The sequence below is a fragment of the Streptomyces soli genome, assembly GCF_003999195.1.
Lineage (GTDB): Bacteria > Actinomycetota > Actinomycetes > Streptomycetales > Streptomycetaceae > Actinacidiphila > Actinacidiphila soli.
In genome coordinates, this window is sequence record NZ_RJVR01000208.1 from 1 (window position 1) to 20,554 (window position 20,554).

Annotated in this window: 23 protein-coding genes, 1 pseudogene and 1 riboswitch; of the genes and pseudogenes, 12 read left to right on the top strand and 12 right to left on the bottom strand. The window is 67.9% G+C overall.

The annotated features are described in order from the left end of the window. Window positions 1-223 precede the first annotated feature (223 nt). Together EFK10_RS19825 and EFK10_RS53790 are read left to right on the top strand one after the other, a co-directional pair. Window positions 224-514, top strand: coding sequence for a hypothetical protein (locus EFK10_RS19825; RefSeq protein WP_127357021.1), 291 nt, complete (start codon window positions 224-226; stop codon window positions 512-514). Between the two features lie 264 nt (window positions 515-778). After that, on the top strand, window positions 779-1,078 hold the full coding sequence (locus EFK10_RS53790) for a deazapurine DNA modification protein DpdA family protein (protein WP_456318731.1): 300 nt from the start codon (window positions 779-781) through the stop codon (window positions 1,076-1,078). On the opposite strand, the gene EFK10_RS19830 is transcribed toward EFK10_RS53790, so the two are convergent. Beyond that, window positions 1,017-1,226 (bottom strand): hypothetical protein, encoded by a 210-nt coding sequence (locus tag EFK10_RS19830; RefSeq protein WP_240677330.1) that lies wholly within the window; start codon window positions 1,224-1,226, stop codon window positions 1,017-1,019. The two genes, EFK10_RS53790 and EFK10_RS19830, sit on opposite strands and share 62 nt — an antisense overlap. Window positions 1,227-1,243: 17 nt before the next feature. After that, on the bottom strand, window positions 1,244-1,684 hold the full coding sequence (locus EFK10_RS19835; RefSeq protein WP_127357022.1) for a VOC family protein: 441 nt from the start codon (window positions 1,682-1,684) through the stop codon (window positions 1,244-1,246). 628 nt (window positions 1,685-2,312) lie between these two features. On the opposite strand from EFK10_RS19835, the gene EFK10_RS53795 reads away from it, so the two are divergent. Both EFK10_RS53795 and EFK10_RS50460 read left to right on the top strand, forming a co-directional pair. After that, window positions 2,313-2,486 (top strand): deazapurine DNA modification protein DpdA family protein, encoded by a 174-nt coding sequence (locus EFK10_RS53795; RefSeq protein ID WP_164836066.1) that lies wholly within the window; start codon window positions 2,313-2,315, stop codon window positions 2,484-2,486. Further along, the gene (locus EFK10_RS50460; RefSeq protein WP_240677331.1) at window positions 2,468-2,863 is read left to right on the top strand and encodes a hypothetical protein; all 396 of its coding nucleotides are present in this window, start codon (window positions 2,468-2,470) and stop codon (window positions 2,861-2,863) included. The genes EFK10_RS53795 and EFK10_RS50460 overlap by 19 nt, the downstream gene beginning before the upstream one ends. 152 nt (window positions 2,864-3,015) lie before the next feature. Here the strand turns inward: EFK10_RS50460 and EFK10_RS19845 are convergent, their stop codons facing one another. Next, the gene (locus tag EFK10_RS19845; protein ID WP_407647104.1) at window positions 3,016-3,723 is read right to left on the bottom strand and encodes a hypothetical protein; all 708 of its coding nucleotides are present in this window, start codon (window positions 3,721-3,723) and stop codon (window positions 3,016-3,018) included. A 500-nt stretch (window positions 3,724-4,223) separates the two neighbouring features. On the opposite strand from EFK10_RS19845, the gene EFK10_RS19850 reads away from it, so the two are divergent. Next, window positions 4,224-4,967 carry a hypothetical protein gene (locus tag EFK10_RS19850; RefSeq protein ID WP_127357024.1) on the top strand — a complete coding sequence of 248 codons (744 nt, stop codon included), beginning with the start codon at window positions 4,224-4,226 and terminating at the stop codon, window positions 4,965-4,967. A gap of 304 nt (window positions 4,968-5,271) precedes the next feature. On the opposite strand, the gene EFK10_RS19855 is transcribed toward EFK10_RS19850, so the two are convergent. Further along, entirely contained in the window at window positions 5,272-6,321 is a 1,050-nt protein-coding gene (locus EFK10_RS19855; protein WP_127357025.1) for an aldo/keto reductase, read from the bottom strand. Window positions 6,322-6,468: 147 nt separating this feature from the next. Here EFK10_RS19855 and EFK10_RS19860 point away from each other — a divergent pair, with 147 nt between their 5' ends. Continuing rightward, the gene (locus tag EFK10_RS19860; RefSeq protein ID WP_127357026.1) at window positions 6,469-7,074 is read left to right on the top strand and encodes a TetR/AcrR family transcriptional regulator; all 606 of its coding nucleotides are present in this window, start codon (window positions 6,469-6,471) and stop codon (window positions 7,072-7,074) included. Between the two features lie 55 nt (window positions 7,075-7,129). Here the strand turns inward: EFK10_RS19860 and EFK10_RS19865 are convergent, their stop codons facing one another. The 4 genes from EFK10_RS19865 to EFK10_RS19880 all read right to left on the bottom strand — a co-directional run bounded on the left by EFK10_RS19865 (window position 7,130) and on the right by EFK10_RS19880 (window position 10,265). Then, the gene (locus EFK10_RS19865) at window positions 7,130-7,654 is read right to left on the bottom strand and encodes a UTRA domain-containing protein (RefSeq protein ID WP_127357027.1); all 525 of its coding nucleotides are present in this window, start codon (window positions 7,652-7,654) and stop codon (window positions 7,130-7,132) included. A gap of 104 nt (window positions 7,655-7,758) precedes the next feature. Further along, on the bottom strand, window positions 7,759-8,844 hold the full coding sequence (locus tag EFK10_RS19870) for a phosphotransferase family protein (RefSeq protein ID WP_164836067.1): 1,086 nt from the start codon (window positions 8,842-8,844) through the stop codon (window positions 7,759-7,761). Window positions 8,845-8,993: 149 nt separating this feature from the next. After that, the gene (locus EFK10_RS19875) at window positions 8,994-9,446 is read right to left on the bottom strand and encodes a protein kilB (RefSeq protein WP_127357029.1); all 453 of its coding nucleotides are present in this window, start codon (window positions 9,444-9,446) and stop codon (window positions 8,994-8,996) included. A gap of 441 nt (window positions 9,447-9,887) precedes the next feature. Next, window positions 9,888-10,265 carry a hypothetical protein gene (locus EFK10_RS19880; protein ID WP_127357030.1) on the bottom strand — a complete coding sequence of 126 codons (378 nt, stop codon included), beginning with the start codon at window positions 10,263-10,265 and terminating at the stop codon, window positions 9,888-9,890. Window positions 10,266-10,483: 218 nt separating this feature from the next. Here EFK10_RS19880 and EFK10_RS19885 point away from each other — a divergent pair, with 218 nt between their 5' ends. The 3 genes from EFK10_RS19885 to EFK10_RS19895 all read left to right on the top strand — a co-directional run bounded on the left by EFK10_RS19885 (window position 10,484) and on the right by EFK10_RS19895 (window position 15,712). Then, the gene (locus tag EFK10_RS19885) at window positions 10,484-13,228 is read left to right on the top strand and encodes a bifunctional YncE family protein/alkaline phosphatase family protein (protein WP_240677332.1); all 2,745 of its coding nucleotides are present in this window, start codon (window positions 10,484-10,486) and stop codon (window positions 13,226-13,228) included. Window positions 13,229-13,391: 163 nt separating this feature from the next. Further along, window positions 13,392-14,351 carry an ABC transporter ATP-binding protein gene (locus EFK10_RS19890; RefSeq protein WP_127357031.1) on the top strand — a complete coding sequence of 320 codons (960 nt, stop codon included), beginning with the start codon at window positions 13,392-13,394 and terminating at the stop codon, window positions 14,349-14,351. After that, window positions 14,348-15,712 carry an ABC transporter permease gene (locus tag EFK10_RS19895; RefSeq protein WP_127357032.1) on the top strand — a complete coding sequence of 455 codons (1,365 nt, stop codon included), beginning with the start codon at window positions 14,348-14,350 and terminating at the stop codon, window positions 15,710-15,712. The genes EFK10_RS19890 and EFK10_RS19895 overlap by 4 nt, the downstream gene beginning before the upstream one ends. Before the next feature lie 618 nt (window positions 15,713-16,330). Here the strand turns inward: EFK10_RS19895 and EFK10_RS19900 are convergent. Together EFK10_RS19900 and EFK10_RS19905 are read right to left on the bottom strand one after the other, a co-directional pair. Beyond that, window positions 16,331-17,533: pseudogene (locus EFK10_RS19900) on the bottom strand (ISAzo13 family transposase); the annotation flags it as partial. 86 nt (window positions 17,534-17,619) lie between these two features. Beyond that, the gene (locus tag EFK10_RS19905; RefSeq protein ID WP_127357033.1) at window positions 17,620-18,111 is read right to left on the bottom strand and encodes a hypothetical protein; all 492 of its coding nucleotides are present in this window, start codon (window positions 18,109-18,111) and stop codon (window positions 17,620-17,622) included. Here EFK10_RS19905 and EFK10_RS19910 point away from each other — a divergent pair. After that, window positions 18,110-18,301: a hypothetical protein gene (locus EFK10_RS19910; protein ID WP_127357034.1), complete on the top strand. Its 192-nt coding sequence runs from the start codon at window positions 18,110-18,112 to the stop codon at window positions 18,299-18,301. The two genes, EFK10_RS19905 and EFK10_RS19910, sit on opposite strands and share 2 nt — an antisense overlap. 375 nt (window positions 18,302-18,676) lie before the next feature. Next, window positions 18,677-18,837: riboswitch (cyclic di-AMP (ydaO/yuaA leader) on the top strand. 3 nt (window positions 18,838-18,840) lie between these two features. Then, a complete protein-coding gene (locus tag EFK10_RS19915; RefSeq protein ID WP_127357035.1) occupies window positions 18,841-19,311 on the top strand; it encodes a transglycosylase SLT domain-containing protein in 471 nt (156 codons plus the stop codon). Between the two features lie 241 nt (window positions 19,312-19,552). On the opposite strand, the gene EFK10_RS19920 is transcribed toward EFK10_RS19915, so the two are convergent. After that, on the bottom strand, window positions 19,553-19,819 hold the full coding sequence (locus EFK10_RS19920) for a hypothetical protein (RefSeq protein ID WP_127357036.1): 267 nt from the start codon (window positions 19,817-19,819) through the stop codon (window positions 19,553-19,555). Between the two features lie 126 nt (window positions 19,820-19,945). After that, entirely contained in the window at window positions 19,946-20,149 is a 204-nt protein-coding gene (locus EFK10_RS52140) for a hypothetical protein (protein WP_265737530.1), read from the bottom strand. A gap of 45 nt (window positions 20,150-20,194) precedes the next feature. On the opposite strand from EFK10_RS52140, the gene EFK10_RS52145 reads away from it, so the two are divergent. Next, window positions 20,195-20,401: a hypothetical protein gene (locus EFK10_RS52145; protein WP_265737531.1), complete on the top strand. Its 207-nt coding sequence runs from the start codon at window positions 20,195-20,197 to the stop codon at window positions 20,399-20,401. Window positions 20,402-20,554 lie beyond the last annotated feature (153 nt).

Genomic DNA, 20,554 nt, shown 5'->3' on the forward strand with positions numbered 1-20,554 from the left:
AGCCAGGGAAGCCACGAGACGGCAGCCGCCTGATAGCCACACCCAGCACCCCTGGGCGACCCAACCCTACGAATGGCTCGATCAACCCGGTCAAGAAGGTAGAGCCGCCTGACCCTGCTCCACTGCGCCCGGTCCGGGGCGACAACTCTGGACCGGCGCACCGCAGCCCACCACCCGGCAGCAGCCGTCCCGTACGGCCGCCCCGTGAAGGAGCACCGCCGCCATGCGTCTGGACCCCCGCCGCCCCGCCCTGTGCGTCGTACAGGCCACCATCGCCACCGGCGACGGCACCGCCACTCTGGTCGCCCGGGCCATGCCCGCCGCCCCGTTCGGCACCCCGGCCTGGCAGCTGCCGATCCAGGCCGGATACCTGGGCAAGCTGCGCCGGACCCAGGACGCGCCCACCCCCGAGAACTTCGCCGCCTACCTCGACGCCCGGGCCGGCGCCGCGATCCCCTCCCCGCACCAGCCCTACGGCCACACCCGTGGCACGACAACCGGATCACCTGCCTGACCGACCTGACGCTCACCCCGCACGGCGACATGGGCTGGCCCGCGACCTCCCTGCTCGTCCTGGAACAGGAAGCCGGACGCGGCCGCTGCTCCTGGAACCGGCTGGAGCGCCACCGCGGCTACCTCGCCGTCCTGGCCGACACCGCCCGGGAGATCGCCGCCGAACACGCCCGCCTCACCGACCGGCTGCACACCACCGACACCGACGGCATCCGCAACCTGCACGCCCTCGCCGCCGACATCAGCACCTGGGCCGACAAACTCCATGGCGCAGCCAAGGGCGACCACACCCTCGCCCGGGCCGCCGCCGTCCGGAGGCCCGTTGAGGTTCCTCCTGGGCACCCACCTGGTGCACTGGCTCGGCGAGCTCGACGTGCGGCTGTTCGTCTCACGCAACCGGTTGAAGAACCGCAAGACCCTCTCGCGGGCCCGCGCCCCCTGGGCACTGGACAGCGGCGGTTCTCCAGACACTCAGATGTGTCTCACCTACTGGTGCCGTCGTTTCAGGAGCCTGTGCGCGAGGGTGGCCACGGGAGTTTGGGCGCGTTCTTCGTCGTACACATGACGATGTGCGACCCGTTCCAGGTGAAGGCGATCGGCACGTTGCGCGGGGTTCTGTCCTTGGCGACGTAGGCCAGGCGGGTCACGTCACGGGCCAGCAGCTCCTGGCTGATCGGGCGGTTCCGAACCTCGATGATCTCGTTCGGCTGCATGGTTCGGTTCCTCCTTCTCAGCGCAGTTGCTCGGCCAGTCCGACGATGATGCCCTCCGGGCCGCGGATGTAGCAGAGCAGATAGCTGTCCTCGAACCGGGCGATCTCGCCGACGAGTTCGGCGCCGTGAGGGCGCAGGCGGGCAACGGTGTCCTCGATGTCGTCGACGGCGAACATGACGCGGTGCGTGCCCAGAATGTTGTGCGGCCGGTTGCGCGGCCCGGCGCTGATCACCGCGGGGCTGCGGTACTTCGCCAGCTCGAGCCGGCTGTGACCGTCCGGGGTCCGGACCATCGCGATGTCACAGCGGACGCCGTCGAGTCCGGTGCACTGGTCGGCGAAGAGGCCCTCGACCTCCGCCCTGCCCTCCAGCTCCATACCGAGTTCCACGAAGAACGCGATGGCGGCATCCATGTCCTCGACGACGATGCCGACGTTGTCCATCCGCTGAATCGCCATGCTGGTTTCTCCTTCTTCCTCGTGCGGCCGGTGGTGGCCGCTGATGTCCCTGGGACGGAGCCGGTGGCACGTTCTCGACATCCTCAGGCCGCCGAACTCCGAAAAATCTGGATCGCGCCTCAGCACCGCTACAGCAGACCCGCGAGCCAGGCGCCACCACCGAGGGTGAGTGCGGCGCAGGTGGCCGCTCCCATGAAGACGATCAGCCGCAGCGTGCCGTCCCCGCTTTTCAATGCTTCCTCGACGATTCGCAGCGTGCGCGCTTGAGCATTGCGCCTCCCCAATTAATTCACGGTGCCGGGTCACCCTTGGCGGGTGGAGTTCCCCGTGCCGCTCGCCCTCGCCGCACCCGTCCGGGCCCCGCCGCGCGGCACCGGCGCGAGCTGGGGGCCGCGCTGACCCCCGGCGGGCCCGAGCATCCGTGGACGGGATGCAGATCAGCGCTAAATGGGGCTCTGGGAACAAGCTCCGGCACGTCACCGTCCAGCCAAACCTCGTCGCCGAGGTACGCGCTGACACAGCGGTAGACCGCGGCCGGCACCGGCACCCAGTGCGCTACCTGCGTATTCGGGATGACCTCACCCCTGGCGACATCGCGGCGGCGGGGCGACCAACGCGTCGGCGCCTGATGTCTCATGAGACATCAGGAAGTCTGGAGAACGGAGGCTTCACCGAACTGAAGGACCACGGCCGGTGGCGCATCACCGCCGCCGAGTACGCCGCCGAGGTGCGCCGCTACTCCGAGGCCATCAGACAGCTCAATGGGCCACTCCGCTCGATCGGATGTACGAATCCTGGGTGATCTTCGGTAAGAACTGGCACCTGTCCCGTGGGCACCAGCACCGATTCGAGGGCACCAGGCAGGCCCGCGGCCTCCAGCCCTGCGACCCGGAGCAGGACCTGGAGACCGCCGTGCGGTTCCACCAGCGCGAGACCGTCGACAACTACCTGGGACTCAAGGCAATCGCCCCGGACTTGCCGTTCCTCCCGCTTCGCGCAGCCGGGGCCGCCTACCGCACACGGCTCACCGGCTCACCTGCCGCACTGCGCGAACTCATCGAACTGGCGCCGCGCCTGCCGAACGACTCGTACCGGGGCCTGCTGATCGATCACGCATGTGCCGGCCCCGCCCTGCCTGCGCAGCTCGTGGCTGCGGCCCACCGCATTCAGAACAGCTGACGCCCGTCTCCTCGGCCAGCAGCGGCTCCAGCCGCCAAGCGCCCGATGAGCAACGGGCTCGGACAGCTGGGACGGGGCGGCGATGTTGTTGACGGCTCTCGGACAGCGGGACGGTGGTCGCGCACGGCGGCTCGGGCGGCCCTGGAGCCAGCCTAGTCATGCAGCCAGATCCGCAGCGGACCGACCGGCTCGAAGCCATGGCGGACGGCGACCGCCAGGTCATCACCGTGCTCGTAGCCGACCACCGGCAGGGTGGGGAACAGCCAGTGCACCGCCTCCAGTACGACCGGCCAGGCCGCGTCAGGGCCGCCGTCCAGAGCGAAGACATTGGAGATTCCGACCACCTGGCCGCTGCGGTTCGCCACCGCTCCGGCAATCACCCGGCCGCCAGGGGAATGCCCGGCGAGCACGAAGGTGGCCGGGTCGTCGAGCAGTTCGCGCCGGAAGAGGCCCGCATTGCCGTCCCCGTCGTCCCAAGCGAGCGCCCAGGCGCGCAGCGTGTCCGGGTCGCCCGCCACGTCCCAGGCAAGATCCGAGGCGATGGCGGGCGCACTCGCCGGGCGGTGGATCCACTGCGCCTCGAACAGCACCTGGAAGCCGGCCTCCGTCAGGTCAAGGTCGGCGAAGCTGTCCTTGACGGAGGCTCCGGGCGCGGTGATGTCGATCCGGGCTGCCAGAGCGGCCGGGTCGACACCCGGCACCAGCGTCACCGCGTCAGGGCAGTACAGCGGCGTGCGGGCCGGGGCGGCCCAGGCCTGTTCCCTGAACTCGCTCGCCAAGTCGTGCGATCGGCTCATCGCCGCGCACCACTCCGCGTTGTTGCGGGCGGCAGCCTGGACCGGGAACTGCTTCGACGTCATCACGAGCGCGGATCATGGCCCGTCCCGGCCAGCCCCGTCGAACGGTTTTCCACTGCCCGCAGGACGGACGCTCCGCCGAAGGCACGTCGACCAGCTCCTGGGGAAGGCGTTTGCCCTAGCGGGCGCCTGTGCTCCAGGCCGTGGAACTGTCTCTGGTCTGGAACTGTTGGGATCTGCGTCTCCGGGCCTGCGCTTGAGGACGATCACGTCTGCCGCCCCGCCCGCATTACCCATGGTGGGGCAAGAGCCGGCGCCGCCGCGGTAGACACCCCACACACTGTGCGTGTATTATTATGACTGTTGTTTACGAGGCCGGCAGACAACACGATTGATGGCCGGCGAGAGGCACCTCCACTGAGGTGTCGGCCCGGGGCGGCAACCCCGACCGAACGTCTCACCGGCCATCGGTACTCCAACCCACCAAGGAAGGAGTGCCTCCATCGTATGGGCCGCCTGCCCGTACGAGCAGTCCGCACCGACAGACTCCGGAGGTCCCCACCATGGCCAACAAGCCGCTCAACCCGCAGGTCCGCATCCACGACGGCCGCCCCGTGGTCAACCGCGACTGGATCGTCGAGCACACCGGAGCCAGCCGCGTCACCGCCGCTGTGTGGTACGCCAAGCGCAACGAGGTCCCCGACGCCGAGACCGGCGCCGAAGGCCAGGGCGAGCAGTTCACCCGCCACCCGGAGAAGGCCGTGACGATCCAGCGGGTCGACTTCTACGACCAGCAGCAGTTCCAGGCCTTCTACACCGGCCTTAAGGAGCGCAAGAAGAACAAGCTGCTCCCCACCGACCCGGAACTCTACGACGGCGACGTCGAGGACCGGATCTCCATCAACCAGGCAGCGCAGTGGTTCAACTTCGCCGGTCCCGGCGTCATCCGAAAGTACCTCAAGGCCAACCCGGGTTACTTCCCGGAGCCGGTCGGCACCGTCGCTGGCCCCACCGGCCGGCAGATCCCCGCCTTCCACCGCGCCGACCTGCAAGACTTCGACCGCAAGCGCACCGGCGACAACACCGGCGCCGCCGGACGCCCGGCCGGCCCCCAATCCCGTGACCGCAAGCCCCAGACCGAGCAGCGCATCGCCACCGCCCTCGCCGAACTGCGCCACAACGGCTACCACCGCGGCATCGCCGCCGCACTCGCGAACCGGCACAACGAGCCGACCTGGAAGTGGGAGCGCGCCGTCAAGGAAGCCCGCAACCAGCACGACAGCACCGACGCGCCCGCCGCTGGTTGATGAAGGCCGGCCACGGCGGCGGGGACATCGGCCGGCGCCTTTTGCGGTCGCCGCTGCGGGCCAGGCCGGTGGCGAGCCGGGCGTGCAGCAGGGCTGCGCCCCTCCTGACCCCACACGACAGCGCGCCGTCGCTTCGGCTGATGCCGAGGTGATGGGGCGCTTCGTCGTGTCCGGGCTCAGGCGGCTGCGAGGGTGACCACCTATGAAACAGCGGTGGGGTGTTTCGGCTCATCACCGATCGGTCGGGGGACGTCTGGGCGGCCCCCGACCCTGGTGTGCGCGGCTGCGAGACGGCTCGCCCGGTTCACTGAACGACGGCGCGGCGGCGGCGCTTCGGGTCGGCCAGGACGGCCGCGCTGTAGCCCGCGTCGTCGGGGTTGAGGTTGGTGCCGGGTGCCACGATGCGGTCGATGCGGTCCAGTACGGCGGGTTCCAGGATGATGTCCGCGGCGCTCAGCTGGTCGTGCAGATGCTCGGCAGTGCGCGGGCCGATGATTGCCGCGGTGACTGCGGGGTGCGTGGTGACGAACGCCAGCGCCAGCTGGATCAGTGTCAGGCCCGCTTCGGCGGCGATGCCGACGAGTTCGGTGGCGGCGTCGAGCTTGGCCTGGTTGCCCGGTACGTCCAAGTCGTAGTGGGAGAGCGTGGTGCGGAAGGGCATCGTCCGTGTGCGGTGGCTGGACAGGTCGGCTGCGTCGCGGTGCCAGCGGCCGGACAGCCAGCCCCCGGCCAGCGGACTCCAGGCGAGTACCCCCATCCGGTACGTCTCGCAGGTGGGCAGCACGTCGGCCTCGACGCCCCGGACCAGGAGGGAGTAGGGCGGCTGTTCGCAGACGAAGCGCTCGCGCTGCCGTCGCTCGGCTGTCCACTGCGCCTGCACGATCGCCGAGGGGGCGAACGTCGAGGACCCCGCGTAGCGGATCTTTCCTGCGCGGACGAGATCGGAGAGCGCGCCCAAGGTCTCGTCGAGGTCGGTCGCGGCATCGGGCCGGTGAACCTGGTACAGGTCGATGTAATCGGTGCCCAGGCGGCGCAGGCTCTCCTCGCAGGCCCGGACGATCCAGCGCCGCGAGGCACCGCGCTCGTTGAGGCCGGGGCCCATGGGGCTCGACACCTTGGTCGCCAGGACGACATCGTCGCGCCGTCCGGCGATCGCCTTCCCGACGATGAGCTCGGACTCGCCGCCCGAATACACGTCGGCCGTGTCGATGATGTTGACGCCCGCGTCGAGCGCTGTGCGGATGATGCCGATCGAGTCGTCATGATCGGGGTTTCCCCACTCCCCGAACATCATCGCGCCCAGACACAGCGAGCTGACGTGGACTCCTGTACTACCCAGCGTGCGGTACTGCATGACTTGGGCGGCCCTTCTGTGATCGCGGCGGTGCGATGGAACGGCCCACAGCAACCTGCTACCGTCCCAAATAAGCGGAGCAGGGTCCGCTTAGCCGTCACACTAAACGGACCCGACTCCACATGGCAAGCCGAGAGGAAGAACCGCATGCCTGATCCGTCCGGCCGACCGATCCGGGCCGACGCACGGGCCAACGAAGACAAACTGCTCGCCGCGGCCGCCCTGGCCTTCGCCCGGGACGGCGCCGCCGCGACCCTGAAGCAGATCGCGAAGGACGCCGGCGTCGGGATCGCCACCTTGTACCGACGCTTCCCGACACGCGAGCAGCTCGTCGACGCCACCTACCGCTACGAGACGGCCCGGCTCTCCGCCCAAACTTCGGACCTCCTCAGCGAGTTGCCCGCCGACCGGGCCCTGCGGGCGTGGATGTCCCAGGTGCTGGACTACCTCGCCGCCAAGCACGGTATGGCCGACACGCTCAAGACCCTCCTGCAAAACGACGAGCAGCTGAGCTCGCAGACGCGCGAGCAGCTGACCGGCGCGATCGAAGAGTTCCGTCTCGCCGGGATCACCCAGGGGGTGATCCGGGGGGACGTGCCCTCACCCGACATCCTCATGAGCCTGGCGGGTGTCACCCTCGTAGCCGGGGCTGTCCACCAGCGCGCGCAGGCCGAGCGGCTGCTCGACCTACTGATGGACGGCGTCACCCGCCCGGACCGATGGCGCGGGGCCACGGAGCGGTCCGCGCCGTGATCCGGGCGCGCTCGGCCGCCACTTCACCTTGTCATGAAGGCCTCAAACACAGCTTTCAGGTCTCGAGGTCGATGGCGAAGTCGACGACGGTGGTGTCACCGCGCCGCACCATCGGGTGCGCGACCTCTACGACTCGCCCGTCGTCGGCGATGTGACAGCGGGTGAACCGCAGCACCGGCACCGCCTTGCCGATCCGCAGCGTCGTGGACTCGGCTTCGCTCGGCATGCCCACCGTGAACGACTCCGTGATCCGCGTGATGTGGATGCCCAGCGTCTTGAACTGGGCGCACGTGCCGCCCGGCCACGGCTCATTGATCGGGTCCGCAACCGCCGTGCCACCCACGTCGGACCAGCGCACGTAGGACGTCGACATCTGGATGGGCTGGTCGTTGTCGTAGAACACGAAGTGCCGGGCGAGCAGCGGCTCACCCACTTCGCACTCGAACAGTGCGGCCAGCTCGGCGTCGGCTCGGCGCTTCTCGTAACGCTTGTCGAGCCGGTACTCCGACCAGCCGATGCCCTGGTCCTTGGTGAAGGGCGTGGACGGTGGCCCGTCGGGGACGGGCTGGTCGGCGGTCATGCGGTGAATGGAAGCCGGGCAAATCGATGGCTGTCTGACCTTTGCTGCATTCCCAGGCGCAGTTGCGGGCGCTTCCAGGACGCTCGATCCGGCCGGAGGGCATGTCAGTGGCCTGCGGTGTCAACTCCGGCTGCGGACGCCCAGGACACGGCGCGCAGGCATCCCGAACGGATGTCATCGAGGTGCGGGGCCAGTTCCTCTGGGGTCTCGCTGTGGAAGCCCTGGCGCACCGCCGTTAGGCCAGGGCCCAGACGTAGGTGTAGTCCCCAAGTCAGGTGAGCGGTGGCGAGGCCCAGGGCGACAGGGTGGCGTAGGTCGGTGTCGGCCAGGTCGCTGAGGGCCCGGCCGTAGACCTCAAGGAGGGCTAGCTCGTCCAGCGGGCCGTGGCCGCCGAAGGCACGGTAGAGGGAGACAAAGGTACCCAGGTCGAACCCCACGGGGCCGACGCCGACGTGCTCCCAATCGATGAGGACCAGGGCGCTGTCTCGGTCCAGGCCGGCGTTGCGCGGAGTGAGATCGCCGTGGACAAGAGTGGCAGGTAGTTCCGTGGCGCGTGAGCTCAGCTCCGCAGCCGCGTCCAGGCAGGTGTGCAGGGCGTGGACCTGCTCGGAAGTGAACAGTGCCTTGAGCTGCGGATCGTGGGCCAGGGCGTCGAGGTTGTCGTGGCCGACTGGAATGTGATGGGTGTAGGCGGCGTAACCTTCCCGCTCCAGCCAGGGGATGTCGAGCAGGTCAGGGTGCAAGGCCCCCGGGAGATACAACAGCGCGGTGCGTAGGGCAGTTGTCGTGGCGGCGGCGGGGGTCCAGCGTTGGTGCAAGGCGGCGCCGATGTCGCGCATGACAATCCAGGCGAGACCGTTGTGGCTGACCACAGTCGCGTCCGGCGGCGTGGCCAGGCCGCCGGGCAGCAGACCGGGGATGTTGCTACCGAAGAAGTGGGCTTCGCGGCGGTCCAGTTGGCTATCGCGCGAGTCGAGCAGGGACTGGTGGCCCCAACCGGGGATCTTGACGATCCACTGGGACGGGCGGCCGTCTGGTGCCGTGGTGCTCACCCGAAGGACCGCTGCCTGACCCAGTCCGGGCGACAGGTCCTGCACCGACAGAACCCGCGCTCCGCCACCCCATGCGCCCTCATGGGATGCGAGGACGGTCTCGATCGTCTCAGCATCGGGAAGGCCACGGTCGATCATCTGTTTCCTCACGGCGGCGGTCCACGAGTGGAGTCTCGGACGAAGAGCATCCGACCACAGGTGCGACGAGAACGTCATGCGGTTTTCGGCATGTCAGACACCCCATGTCGTTAAGGCGCCCGGGCCGCGTCACCCGGCCGTCCGGGAAGTCAGGCCATGGCCCGGCTGGCAGCGGCGACCAGTTCGTCAGTCGCTGCGATGGCGGCCTCCCGGAGGGAGGCCAGGGCGGAGTGGTTGGTGGCGTTGCGCAGGTTGAACGCGGCCAGGGCAGCCTGACGAGCTGGCTCAGCAAGGGATCGTTCAAGGACAGATACCGCGACCAGTGGGCCGGTTACGGCCGAGCGTGTGGCGCGGGAGGCCGTGCGAGCTGCCTCGACGGCTTCCTCGCTCGCGCCGTCCAGGCGCAGAACTTCGCGATGCCACATAGCCCGCCGATGGTCGCCCAGGGCGGCCACCAATTCGCCCAGCGTCCTGCGCAGCGCTTCTGCCCTCTGGTCAGCACGGGCAGCACTCTGAGCGATCCGCGCACTCTTGATCTGAAGCAGCCCGGTGAGCGCGCCCCCAAGCAGTGTGCCGACCACGGCAATGATGCTGGGCCACATCGCGAAGTCCTCCTTGGACAGCAGTAATGAGGCGGGTTGGAGTCAGCCGCTCCCCTTCAACGCCCTGTTCCGGTGCAGTGTCCGGAGCAGAACGTCGAAACGGAAAGGCTTCGGGCAAGGATGCCCGCCGGGCGCACCACCTGGCAGGCGTGACCCCAGTCAGCTCCCGGTGTCGTCCTTGATGGGACGTCCTGCTGAGACGTCCGGTTGCCGATCCGGACCCTCCGTCCCGAGGCCCGATCAGGCGCGTCAGAGTGGGGAGCAAAGGTGAGCAGGTCTGGGGAGCGGCTGAGCAGGGGGTGGGGAATTTCAGAGAGCGCCATCACGCCTGGTGCGCGTCCTCGTCGAACGAACTCTGTCGGCAGATAGCTGAGGCGCCCGACCGTGGTCCCCGCCAACGCCGGGAACGGCGAACGGGCCTTGCTGACCTGGGATGACCGCTTACTGGATATCGGCGCAAGGCGATGCCGGGCGGTACCGCCGGATACCGCAGCATCGGGTCGCCGCGCGTGGCGTCCTTGACCAGGTGTCCATCAGGGCCGGGCGCAGGCCGGGGTCCTTCTCCGCCGCTGGTTTGCGGCCGCCTCCGGGACGGCGCACCCGCTGCGCGGGTTCACCGCCCGCTTCCAGCTCGACCATGCCGCGCCGGATACAGCCCTTGGACACCCCGGCCGCCTCGGCGATCGCCGCAATCCCGCCGTGCCCGAGTTGGCGGGCCTCCGCCGCATACAACAGCCGCTGCTGACGCTCGTTCAGAAATGGCAGGACTGCTTCCAACTTCCGCCGCAGTGGCCCGATCAGCTCATCGAAACGCCCCATACCACATCAACGAGCTCACGTTCCGGAAGGAACCATCAGATTCTCGACGGGCCCTTAAACGCCCTCGGGAGATCGCAATCAGCCCTGGTCTGTAAGCCAGTAGTTTGCTCTGTGTTCACGCGCGCTGGATGGAGTTAGGACGACCTGGGTCCAGGCCTTATCTCGCCTAGGTCGTGTCCCCCACCCGTGAGCGTCACAGAAGTGAAAGGCGCAATATCTTGTTCACCCCATCCAAGGTGCGCGGGCGGCACTGGGTCGTCGCCGGTACCGCCGCGGTCGCAATCGCCGCTTGCGGCGTCACGACGGCCATGGCGGCTGGCGTCGTCCCGCTCAACCCGTTCGGATCCAACGCGGTCGGTAAGACCCAGGACGACGGGCGGATCCTGCTGCCCGACAATCAGTGGATTTCGCCGTATGGTCAGCGCGCGGCCACGTTCTCGGCCGAGACCATCGGCACCGCGATCAGCCCCGACGGCACGAAGATCGCGGCCCAGACCGGCGCTGACAACATCGGCAAACCGCAGCTGAGCGTCCTCGATGCCGCGACCGGTTCGGTCCTGCAGAGCTTCGGCGGCACCGGCGTTGCGGCGCCGGTCTACTCGCCGAACGGCTCGACGCTCTACGCGGCCACGCTGACCAGCATCCTGAAGTACTCGGTCGGCCCCGACGGCCTGATCACCAACCCGACGGCGCCGACAGTGATCTCGCTCGGCAGCGGGTCGTTCCCGTACAGCCTGGCGGTGTCCGCGGACGGCAGCAAGCTCTACGCCCTGCTCAGCGGCAAGAACAAGGTGGCCGTGATCGACACCACGGCCAACACCGTGGCCGCGCAGATCCCGGTGGGTAACGCCCCCGCGGGTGTCGCGGTTGTTGGCAACCAGGTGTTCGTGTCCAACCGGGGCGGCCGGCCGGCTGTCCCGGGCGACACGACCAACAAGTCCGACGGCACCAACATCGTCTCCGACCCGGTGACCGGCGCCTCGACGACGGGCACGGTCTCGGTCATCGACGCCGCCACCAACACCGTCTCCGACACGATCAACGTCGGCCTGCAACCGGCGGCGCTGACCGTGCACGACGGCGCCGTCTTCGTGGCGAACACCAACAGCGACACCGTGTCGATCATCGACGCCGCATCGCACCAGGTGACGCAGACGATCAACGTCGAGCCCCTGCACGGCGCCACGGTCGGCGCGTCGCCGAACTCGGTGACCTTCGCCGATGACCACCACATGCTGGTCAGCGTCGGCGGCGACAACGCGATCGCGGTGTTCAACTACGCCGGAGAGCGCACGCCGGTGGGTTACAAGGGTCTGATCCCGACCGATTGGTACCCGAACCAGGTGTCCTTCGACACCAAGGTCGGAAAGGTGATCGTCAGCAACCAGCAGGGCATCGGCACCAACGGCTACCCGCAGAGCCACAAGTACCAGGGCACGATGACCTCCTTCAGCATGCCGGCCGACTCGGCGCTGGACACCACGACCCAGACGGTGTTCAACAACAACGCCTGGAACACGCCGAAGCCGACCGGTAGCGGCAACCTCCCCAGTGGCCATGCCCCGGCGATCCCGACTCAACTCGGCCAGCCGTCGGCGATCAAGCACGTCTTCTTGATCATCAAAGAGAACCGCACCTACGACCAGATACTCGGCGATCTCGGCAAGGGCAACGGCGACCCGGCCGACACCACCTACGGGGCGACGGTGACGCCGAACCAGCACAGCCTGGCCAACACCTTCACCGACTTCGACAACTTCTACGACAGCGGCATGCTGTCGGCGGACGGTCACCAATGGCTGGTACAGGGCGACAACAACGACTACCAGGCGCAGAACGCGGCCAGCACCTGGGCGCGTAGCTACCCGTACCCGGGCGGCGACGCCCTGTCCTACCAGCGGGACGGGTTCATCTGGAACACCGTCGAGAACGCTGGTGGCACCGTGCGGAACTACGGTGAGTTCGAGGCGGCCACCACCGGTAAGAAGGGCACGTGGCAGCAGTACTACGCCGACTCCCAGATCATGGAGGGCAAGGCAACCGGCCCCCTTCCAGTGGCGCAGAACTCGGCTCAGTGGGTCTCGGACGTGCCGTCGCTGAACCAGGTCAGCAACCACGACTACCCGCACTTCGACCCGAGCATTCCTGACCAGTACCGCGCTGACATCTGGGAGCAGGACTTCAAGCAGGCCGAGCAGACCGGCGTCCTGCCGAGCCTGACGACCATGACCGTGAGTGACGACCACACCGGTGGTGCGCCGACTGGGGCGGCCCAGAACGCCGACAACGACCTGGCCGTGGGTCGAATCGTCTCGGATGTCTCGCACAGCCAGTTCTGGAAAGACTCGGCCGTCTTCGTCCTCGAGGACGACACCCAGGCCGGCTCCGACCACGTCGACGGCCACCGTGGCCCGCTGTTCATCGCCAGCCCGTACGCCAAGCGTGGAGTGGTCAACAGCGGTTACTACACGCAGGTCAACGTGACCAAGACGATCGAGCAGATCCTCGGGGCCCAGCCGATGAACCAGATGGACCAGGCTGCCGTGCCTATGTACGACGCGTTCACCAACACCCCGAACCTCACTCCGTACACGCTTCTGCCGAACCAGGTTCCGCTCACCCAGGGTGTCAGCAACCTGATCCCGCTGACCCCGTCGGCGAGCACCCCGGCCAACCCGTCGGCCGCGTCCGCGGTGACCGCGACCAACGGACCGGCCGCCCCGGCGATTCCGGCCGCGGAGCAGTCGGTGGCCAGCCAGTGGACCACCTGGTACGAGACTGAGGCCAAGCCGAAGCTGACCGGACCCAATGCGGCTCCTGACGCGACGAACCCAGCGCAGATGAACCGCTACGACTGGTACACCTCGACCGACTGGTCGAAGCCGTACCCGGGCGACAAGCAGATCCTGGCGCCGACCCAGGTGCCCGGTCGCAACCTGCCGAGCGACTTCCTCGGCGACTGATCACCACGCAACATTCGACTGATCACCATGCAGTAAACGGCTGATCACCGCGCACGACTGATCACCGCGCAGTCTGCGGCTGATCACGAAGCAGTAGGTGGTGCCAGCCGGGTCCTTCCGGGATCTCGACCGGCACCACGCCCCGTGAAAGGAACCACTCCCCATGCGTGATCACACCGGCCGACCCGAGCCCGATCTTGCCTTGGAAACCCACGCACTGACCAAGCGATTCGGCGACCGGCTGGTCGTCAACAACATCAACCTGCAGGTGGCGCCCGGTAGCGTCTACGGCCTGCTGGGCCGCAACGGCGCCGGCAAGACCACGCTCATGCGGATGATCCTCGGCTTGCTGACTCCAGACTCCGGTTCGGTGAGCCTGTTCGGCCGCCCCGCCCCGGCCGGCGATCCGGCGACGCGCGACGGGGTCGCGGGCTTCGTGGAGGAGCCGCGCTTCTATCCATACCTGTCGGCCCAGCGCAATCTCAAACTGCTCGCCCAGCTCGACGGCCCGCAGGCGATACTCACCCCGCAGGCCGCGCTCGAGCTCGTCGATCTTGCCGACCGCCGCCGCGACAAGGTCGGCACCTTTTCCACCGGGATGCGCCAGCGCCTGGGCGTGGCCGCGGCCCTGCTGCGTAACCCACGCCTGATTGTGCTGGACGAGCCCACCATAGGCCTGGACCCGGCCAATGCCCTGGACGTGCGAGCGCAGCTGCGGGCCCTGGCCGACCGCGGCGTCGCCGTACTGTTGAGCAGCCACAACATGGCCGAAGTCGCCGAGATCTGCGACCGCGTGCTGATCATCCACGCCGGTCGGACGGTCTGGGCGGGAACCCAGGCATCCCTGCACGTTGCCGCCCCGACGCCCGCCTACCGGGTGTGGACCAACGACGACGAACGGGCCGCCGCCGTCGGTCGCCGTCATGCCCTGCGAATGGAGACCGGCGGACGCTCCGGCGGCGGCGCACCGCTGATCATCCACGCCAACGAGGGGCAACGCGACGCCTTCGTGCTGGAACTGGCCCGGGCCGGCGTGGCCGTCCGCCAGCTCGAGCCGGACGTGCCGCCGCTGGAAGCGCTGTTCACCGCCCTCACCGGCTCGATCCCGGAGGTCGCCGCATGAGTGTGAGCACTCACGCCCCGAACGACGCGTCGACCGCCGCCGCGCCGGATCACACGCCGCGGCCGCGGCCCGGCATCGGCGTAGCGATCAAGGTTGAGATCACCAAGCTGATGTCGCAGCCGACGCTGCGGATCGTGTTGGCGCTATGTGTCGTGGTGCCGGCTGGCTTCGCCATCCTCATGCGCGCGGGATCCAACCGCCCGTCGGACACGCTGTTCGGCCGCTGGGCCGGCACGTCCGGCTTTGCCACCTCGCTCACCGTGCTGAACTGGGCCGCCGCCTACGGCGCGCCGCTGCTGGCCGGCCTGTTCGCCGGCGACATCTTTGCCAGCGAGGATCGCCACGGCACGTGGAAGACGATCCTCACTCGGTCCTGCATCCGCAGCCGGCTGTTCCTCGGCAAGGCCGTCGCGGCAACGGTGTGCGTCTGGTTCAGCTTCGTGGTGATCGGCGTGGTCAGCCTGCTCGCCGGACTGGCCGCCGTGGGCTCGTCACCGCTGGTCGGCTTGTCCGGCCAGCTGGTCGGTTCGGGACAGGCGCTCGGCCTGGTCGCGGCCAGCTGGATACTCTCGCTGCTGTGGACCAGCGTCTTCGTCGCCCTCGGCCTGCTGCTGTCGGTCGTCAGCCGCAGCGGGATCGTCGGCGTGCTCGGCCCGCTGGTGGTGGGCATCGTCCTGCAGCTGCTGGAGACGATCGCCTCGGGCCAGGTGGTGCGCTCGATCCTGCCGACAACGCCGTCCGACGCCTGGCATGTCTTCTTTACCGCACCAGTGCCGGCCTGGCCGATCATCCAGGCGGTGGTCACCGACGTCGGCTACACGGCGGTGTTCGCCGGCACGGCCTGGTACCTCCTGCGGCGCCGTGATTTCGCCGGCGCGGACGCCATGCCCGCCGGCCGGCGCCGCACCACCGTCCGCATCGGCATCGCCACAGCGGCGATCGGCGCGCTGCTCGGCGGGTTCAGCACAGTCGGGCCGACGGCCCTGACCGCGACCCGGCTCGACACGTCAATAGCCACGACTTTCGGCCACCTCGCCGAGGTGCGATACCAATGGCAGACCGGTGCCCAGGCCGACCCCACGATCCCCTGGCACGCGGTGTGCAACCGTGGCGGCACACCCATCGGAGCGACCGTCCCCAACAGCACGGGCGCCGGCGACGACTGGTCCTGCACGATCTCCGACCTGCGGGCCTCCGACGGCGTGGGCACGAACGTGCTCGACGTGACCCTCAAAGCCAACGGTTGCTACGAGGTCCAGTCCCCGCCCGGAGCCGTCGGACCCCTCTACGTCACCGACGATCGAGGGCGCACCTTTTTCAACCCGCTGTTCGCCTTCGACGGATGCCTCGGCACGCCCTGACCGGCCCCCGACTGGGCACCGCTCGCGAGTCAGCGCGCTGGTCTCGCGCGAGAACCTGTCCGTCCGCGGACCGCCCGTTATCGCCGGTTCGATCGCGATCTGACTACGTTGTCGCAGCTCAGGATGGTTCTTCGATTGAATCGACAGTGGTGGTCCAGGCCCACTGGGCCCGTCGAAGAATAAGTGGTGCGTGTCGTGTCAGCCGGGGGTTGACGCGATGGACATGAGGTAGCCGGTGAGGTCGGAGGGGTCGACGAGGCGGTGCGTGAGGCGTGGGCTGGTGTGTCCGTGCCGTTCGAGGAGCGGTCCCGTGATCTGCAGGGTGGTGCGGATGTGGGCCTCGCTGACGTGGAGGAGGTGGGCGATCAGCGAGCGGGAGACGCCGCGCTGGTCGAGGACGGCCGCCCATGCCTGTTGTTCGAAGGTGATCTTGGGGCGGCGGCTGGGTGTCGTCATGCCTGCTTCGGTTGCCAATTGGCGTAGTTCGGTGGTGAGTTGGTCGAGCGCTTCCCGGGTCAGGCCGGTGAGGGCAGGGTGGGTGACCACTGCGGTGTCGAACGCCTCTCCGGCGCTGGCCCGGCTCTTGGGGAGCGGTGGCTCGGTGGGCGGGTTGGGCGTGTCGGGCTGGGGCGGCAGTGTGTAGTTCCACTCGCCGCGGAACTCGTCCGTTTCGATCTTCAGGGCGGCCATGTGCTGTTTGCTGATTTCGATGCCGGTGGGGTAGCGGCCGGTGTCCAGGCGGGCCTGGACGGTCAGGCCGCCCTTGGTGGTGGTGTTCGCGATGAGGTTGACGGCGACGTCGAAGCCGGTCAGCGGGCGGGCGCGCCAGTTCATGGAGATGAAGGAGAACAGTCGGTGCTCGACCTTGTTCCACTAGCTTGTGCCGGGCGGTAGGTGGCAGACGGTGATGGGCAGGCCGATCTCGGTGGCGATGACTGCCAGGTTGGCCTTCCATGCCTTGGCGGTGCTGCTGTTGGATCCGCCGCCGTCAGCGGTGATCACGAGCCGGGTGGCGTGCGGGTAGTCGAGTCGGCCCTGCTCGGTCCACCAGCGGCGGATGGAGGCCACCGCGAAGGCGGCGGTGTCATGGTCAGTGCCGACCACGACGTAGCCGGTGTTGCGTCCCAGGTCGTAGATGCCGTAAGGGATCGCGGTGCCCTCGGCGTCCTTGGGGAAATCGTGGTCCATGACCTTGACCGGTGCGCCCTTGGCGGTCCACTCCTGCCCGGTCTGCCCGGTCTGGCCGAACAGGCCGATCATCTCCTTCTTCTTGCAGTCCACGCTGATCACCGGCTCGCCGATGTCCAAGAACTCGGCGACCAGATCGTTGATGTGTGTGAACTGCGCGTCGCGGTCGGGATGGTGGGTGCCCTCAAGGACCTTGGCGTTGCCGCGGAGGCTGAACCCCGCCGCCTTCAACAACTCGGCCACGGTGTCCCGGCCGACCCGGTGGCCACGGGCGGTGAGCTCGTCGGAGAGGTGCCGCAGGGACTTCGTGGTCCACATCAGCGGCCCTATCGGGTCACCGCGCGTGCCGTCCTTGACCAACTCCATGAGCGTGGGCAGTAGTTCGGGGTCTTTCTCGGTCTGGCGCCTGCGGCCACCGCCGGGGCGACGTACCCGGTCCGAGGGCTCCTCGTCGGCTTCCAGTTCCACCAGACCACGTTGGACACAGCCCTTGGACACCCCGGCCTCGGCCGCCACCGCCGCAATGCCGCCGTGTCCCAACTGCCGTGCCTCGGCGGCGAACAGCAGCCTCCGCTGCCTCTCGTTCAGCCACGGCACCACCACGTCCAGCTTCTGTCGCAGCGGACCGATCAACTCGTCAAAGTGCCCGATATCACATCAACGAGCACAAGACACGGAAGCAACGACTAGTTTTTCGACGGGCCCATGCCCAAGCCGCCTCAGCAGGCGGTGATGGCGACCCGGCGAAGGAGGTTGGCGGTGGGCAGACGCCGACGGGCCTCCCCTTGCAGCCCGGCCAGCGCCACGTCCCGTCCGGGGTCGCCTTGTTGGAGCTTGCGGTAGATGCGCAGGTAGGTGTCGCTCCAGGCGGGCCGGTCGTGGCATTCAACCGTGCTGAAACCGGCAGCGCGCAGCACGTGGCCAGTGGGTGTGGCGGTGGCGGTCGGGCAGTCGTGGGTCGCCGTGCTGGCGCGGGTGCCAGCCGGTGATGACGAGGCGTCCGCCGGGCCGAAGGATCCGGCGGGTTTCTGCGGCAGCGGCGGTGTGGTCGTGGGCCCGCCCGGACCGACTCTGCTCTCCTCGCCGGAACCCTCGCCGACGACCCAGCGGTCAGCGACGCCGAACTCGCGGCCGCCCCGGACCTGCTTGTGGCGGGAGATGACCTTCGCCCGGATCCGGATGTCCGGGTCCGATGATCCGTGGGAGGCCATGGACTGGCACAACGCCTGGCTGTCCCGGGTCGCCGCGAAGCAGTCCTGGTGGCCGGAACGAACACCTACGGCGCTGGGGCACAGATGGCCTCCGCAGGAGAACCTGCTGGTGACGGAGCAGGTCATCATCCTTGAACCGCCCTGGCGCGGACTGAACCTGGCACCTGCCCTGGCAGGCGCGGCGATGTGACTTGCCTCCCCGAGGGGCCCGCGCCCGTCGCCAATGCCTGCTGTCCATATGGGTTGTTTGCTCACTTTAACTACTAAGTCCGATTTGTGACATTTGCCTCATTTACGATTCTCTGTGTTGTGTGTGTGACGCAAGGGATTCCGTCGTGACACATGATCTGTGTCACGTCGATGGGTGGGGGTGGTGCTTACTTCTGGGGCCATTTCCCTGACAGGGCAGGAGAGTTGGGCTTCTTGGAATTGGATCGGTAAACCGGATCCTTCCCTGCTGGACTCCCATTTGGGATGGCGTGGAGGGTTTAGGGCTTGTCTTGTCCGCGCGTTCTCACTTACGGTCACAGCCCGATCCGGGTGGACCGCCGAATCCTGCCGCTGCCCGGTAACCCAACCTATTCACGTACGGCAGGAGCGGGGGACCCAGGTAAGTCGCCGATCCAAAACACGGACCGGCTCGGGGTGAAGTCGCACTCACACCGCGACCGGGCAACTCCAGCCCGAACCCGACAGCTCACCTCGCAGGCGACGGAGAGGAAATCTGTCATGCCCACAGAGGGTAAGCACCGTCGTCCCCGGACCAGCCCAATCGCTCGACGGCTCGTCGCCGCGGGCGTGAGTGGTGCCGCACTCGTTCTCCCGTTGGTAGGCGCGACTTCTGCCAACGCGGCGCCGTCGATGCAAAGTGTCACCGCCGGATCCGCCCTGAATGGCTGGATCAACCAGTCGCTGAGCATCATGGCCGCGCACGGCATCCCCGGCACCTACGACGGCATCTACCGAAACCTCATGCGTGAGTCTTCGGGCAACCCATCGGCCATCAACAACTGGGACTCCAACGCCGCGGCCGGAATACCGTCAAAAGGGCTGATGCAGATCATCGACCCGACGTTCCAGGCCTATCACGTGCCCGGCACCTCGATGGACATTTTCGACCCGGTCGCAAACATCACCGCTGCGTGTAACTACGCTGCCGCCAAGTACGGCTCTATCGACAATGTGAACGGCGCCTACTGACAACTTTCCATCCTGATTCCCAGGTGGGAGGCACTGGTCGGGTGGCGTTCAGGGGCGAGTCTGCAAGCTGCGAGCCGTGATCATTGCGTTGATCACCCGTCAGGATCCCGATACGTAAAGAATCCTCGGCCGGTTGGCAGTCTGTGGCGAACAACCATGGGCCGAGGGCACTGAACACGCTGTCCGCCAGGCTCGGCTCCCGCTGTCGAGCAGCACCACCCGCAGGGTCGCCGACCTGGTCTCAAGGCCACTGCAAGGCGGTCGGCTCGCGCTGGCGCAAGCTCCTGCCCGGCAGAATCGCGGTCTGAACTTCCAGTCGATCGTACGGACGCGCCAGGCGGTGGCGGAGGTCGTTGTAGACGTAGGCACCCGGGCGGATCCTGGTGATCCCGTCGGCCGCGGTGAGGTAGGCGGAGGTGATGGAGGAGCCGGCCGAGACGACCCGTACGTCCAGCCCGGCGGCTTCCAGGTCCTCACGGACGCCGCCCATCTGATATCGCGCCGCCACTGGGCCGACGTCTTCCTGCGGGTGCCGAAAACCCCATCCATGGCCTGTGACCTGCAGTTTCTCGTGAACTATCGGCGAACGCAGGTCAGGCGTGGCAGGCTGATCGACAGTGTTGTTTCGACTGCCCTACCTTGCCGTGTCGAGCGTGTTCGCCTTCATACGGCTGCTGCCGATCAGCGACGTCGACAAGGACATCGAGATATCGACGCTGCGCCACAGTTGGCGGTCCTGCAGGGGCAGATGGACAGGCCGCGCGTCACCTCGGCGGACCGAGCTTTCCTTGCCGCCCTCCTCCACCGGCTCCCAAGGCCGAAGCTGCGGCAGCTGCACCTGGTCGTCTCCCCGGACACGATTCTGAGGTGGCACCATGACCTCATGCGCCGTCGCCACGCCGACGTCTCCCGTCGCAAACGGCCCGGCCGACCGCCGACCCGTCGCATCATGGCCTCGGCGAAGGTCTTCACCATCTGGCGAAGAAGGTCGGGACTCGCCCAGGCGAGGTTCTCCTCCGGCATCGCGGCGAACGGCACACTGTGCGGTGCGGTCATCGTGCTCTTCTCCTTCGTGACTTGGTCGTCTTGAAGGATCAGCCGATGGCTGCCTTGCGTGTACGCGACAACGCGCACACGGAGCAACTCCACACTCACGGGAAGCTACCCGCTACACCACTTTCCCTGGACGCAACCAAGATAGCCCGCCTCGACATACAGCAATGTGTCGCCTCGGCGGCACCCT

Bases quoted from the DNA above. Each gene is read 5' to 3' on its own strand.
- EFK10_RS19825 (WP_127357021.1), top strand. From the start codon at position 224: ATGCGTCTGGACCCCCGCCGCCCCGCCCTGTGCGTCGTACAGGCCACC.
- EFK10_RS52145 (WP_265737531.1), top strand. From the start codon at position 20,195: ATGCGCCGTCGCCACGCCGACGTCTCCCGTCGCAAACGGCCCGGCCGA.
- EFK10_RS19890 (WP_127357031.1), top strand. From the start codon at position 13,392: ATGCGTGATCACACCGGCCGACCCGAGCCCGATCTTGCCTTGGAAACC.
- EFK10_RS19880 (WP_127357030.1), bottom strand. From the start codon at position 10,265: ATGGGGCGTTTCGATGAGCTGATCGGGCCACTGCGGCGGAAGTTGGAA.
- EFK10_RS19850 (WP_127357024.1), top strand. From the start codon at position 4,224: ATGGCCAACAAGCCGCTCAACCCGCAGGTCCGCATCCACGACGGCCGC.
- EFK10_RS19865 (WP_127357027.1), bottom strand. From the start codon at position 7,654: ATGACCGCCGACCAGCCCGTCCCCGACGGGCCACCGTCCACGCCCTTC.
- EFK10_RS19905 (WP_127357033.1), bottom strand. From the start codon at position 18,111: ATGGCCTCCCACGGATCATCGGACCCGGACATCCGGATCCGGGCGAAG.
- EFK10_RS19875 (WP_127357029.1), bottom strand. From the start codon at position 9,446: ATGTGGCCCAGCATCATTGCCGTGGTCGGCACACTGCTTGGGGGCGCG.
- EFK10_RS53795 (WP_164836066.1), top strand. From the start codon at position 2,313: ATGTCTCATGAGACATCAGGAAGTCTGGAGAACGGAGGCTTCACCGAA.
- EFK10_RS19845 (WP_407647104.1), bottom strand. From the start codon at position 3,723: ATGACGTCGAAGCAGTTCCCGGTCCAGGCTGCCGCCCGCAACAACGCG.
- EFK10_RS19910 (WP_127357034.1), top strand. From the start codon at position 18,110: ATGGACTGGCACAACGCCTGGCTGTCCCGGGTCGCCGCGAAGCAGTCC.
- EFK10_RS19860 (WP_127357026.1), top strand. From the start codon at position 6,469: ATGCCTGATCCGTCCGGCCGACCGATCCGGGCCGACGCACGGGCCAAC.
- EFK10_RS19870 (WP_164836067.1), bottom strand. From the start codon at position 8,844: ATGATCGACCGTGGCCTTCCCGATGCTGAGACGATCGAGACCGTCCTC.
- EFK10_RS19830 (WP_240677330.1), bottom strand. From the start codon at position 1,226: ATGCAGCCGAACGAGATCATCGAGGTTCGGAACCGCCCGATCAGCCAG.
- EFK10_RS53790 (WP_456318731.1), top strand. From the start codon at position 779: ATGGCGCAGCCAAGGGCGACCACACCCTCGCCCGGGCCGCCGCCGTCC.
- EFK10_RS19895 (WP_127357032.1), top strand. From the start codon at position 14,348: ATGAGTGTGAGCACTCACGCCCCGAACGACGCGTCGACCGCCGCCGCG.
- EFK10_RS19855 (WP_127357025.1), bottom strand. From the start codon at position 6,321: ATGCAGTACCGCACGCTGGGTAGTACAGGAGTCCACGTCAGCTCGCTG.
- EFK10_RS50460 (WP_240677331.1), top strand. From the start codon at position 2,468: ATGTACGAATCCTGGGTGATCTTCGGTAAGAACTGGCACCTGTCCCGT.
- EFK10_RS19915 (WP_127357035.1), top strand. From the start codon at position 18,841: ATGCCCACAGAGGGTAAGCACCGTCGTCCCCGGACCAGCCCAATCGCT.
- EFK10_RS19835 (WP_127357022.1), bottom strand. From the start codon at position 1,684: ATGGCGATTCAGCGGATGGACAACGTCGGCATCGTCGTCGAGGACATG.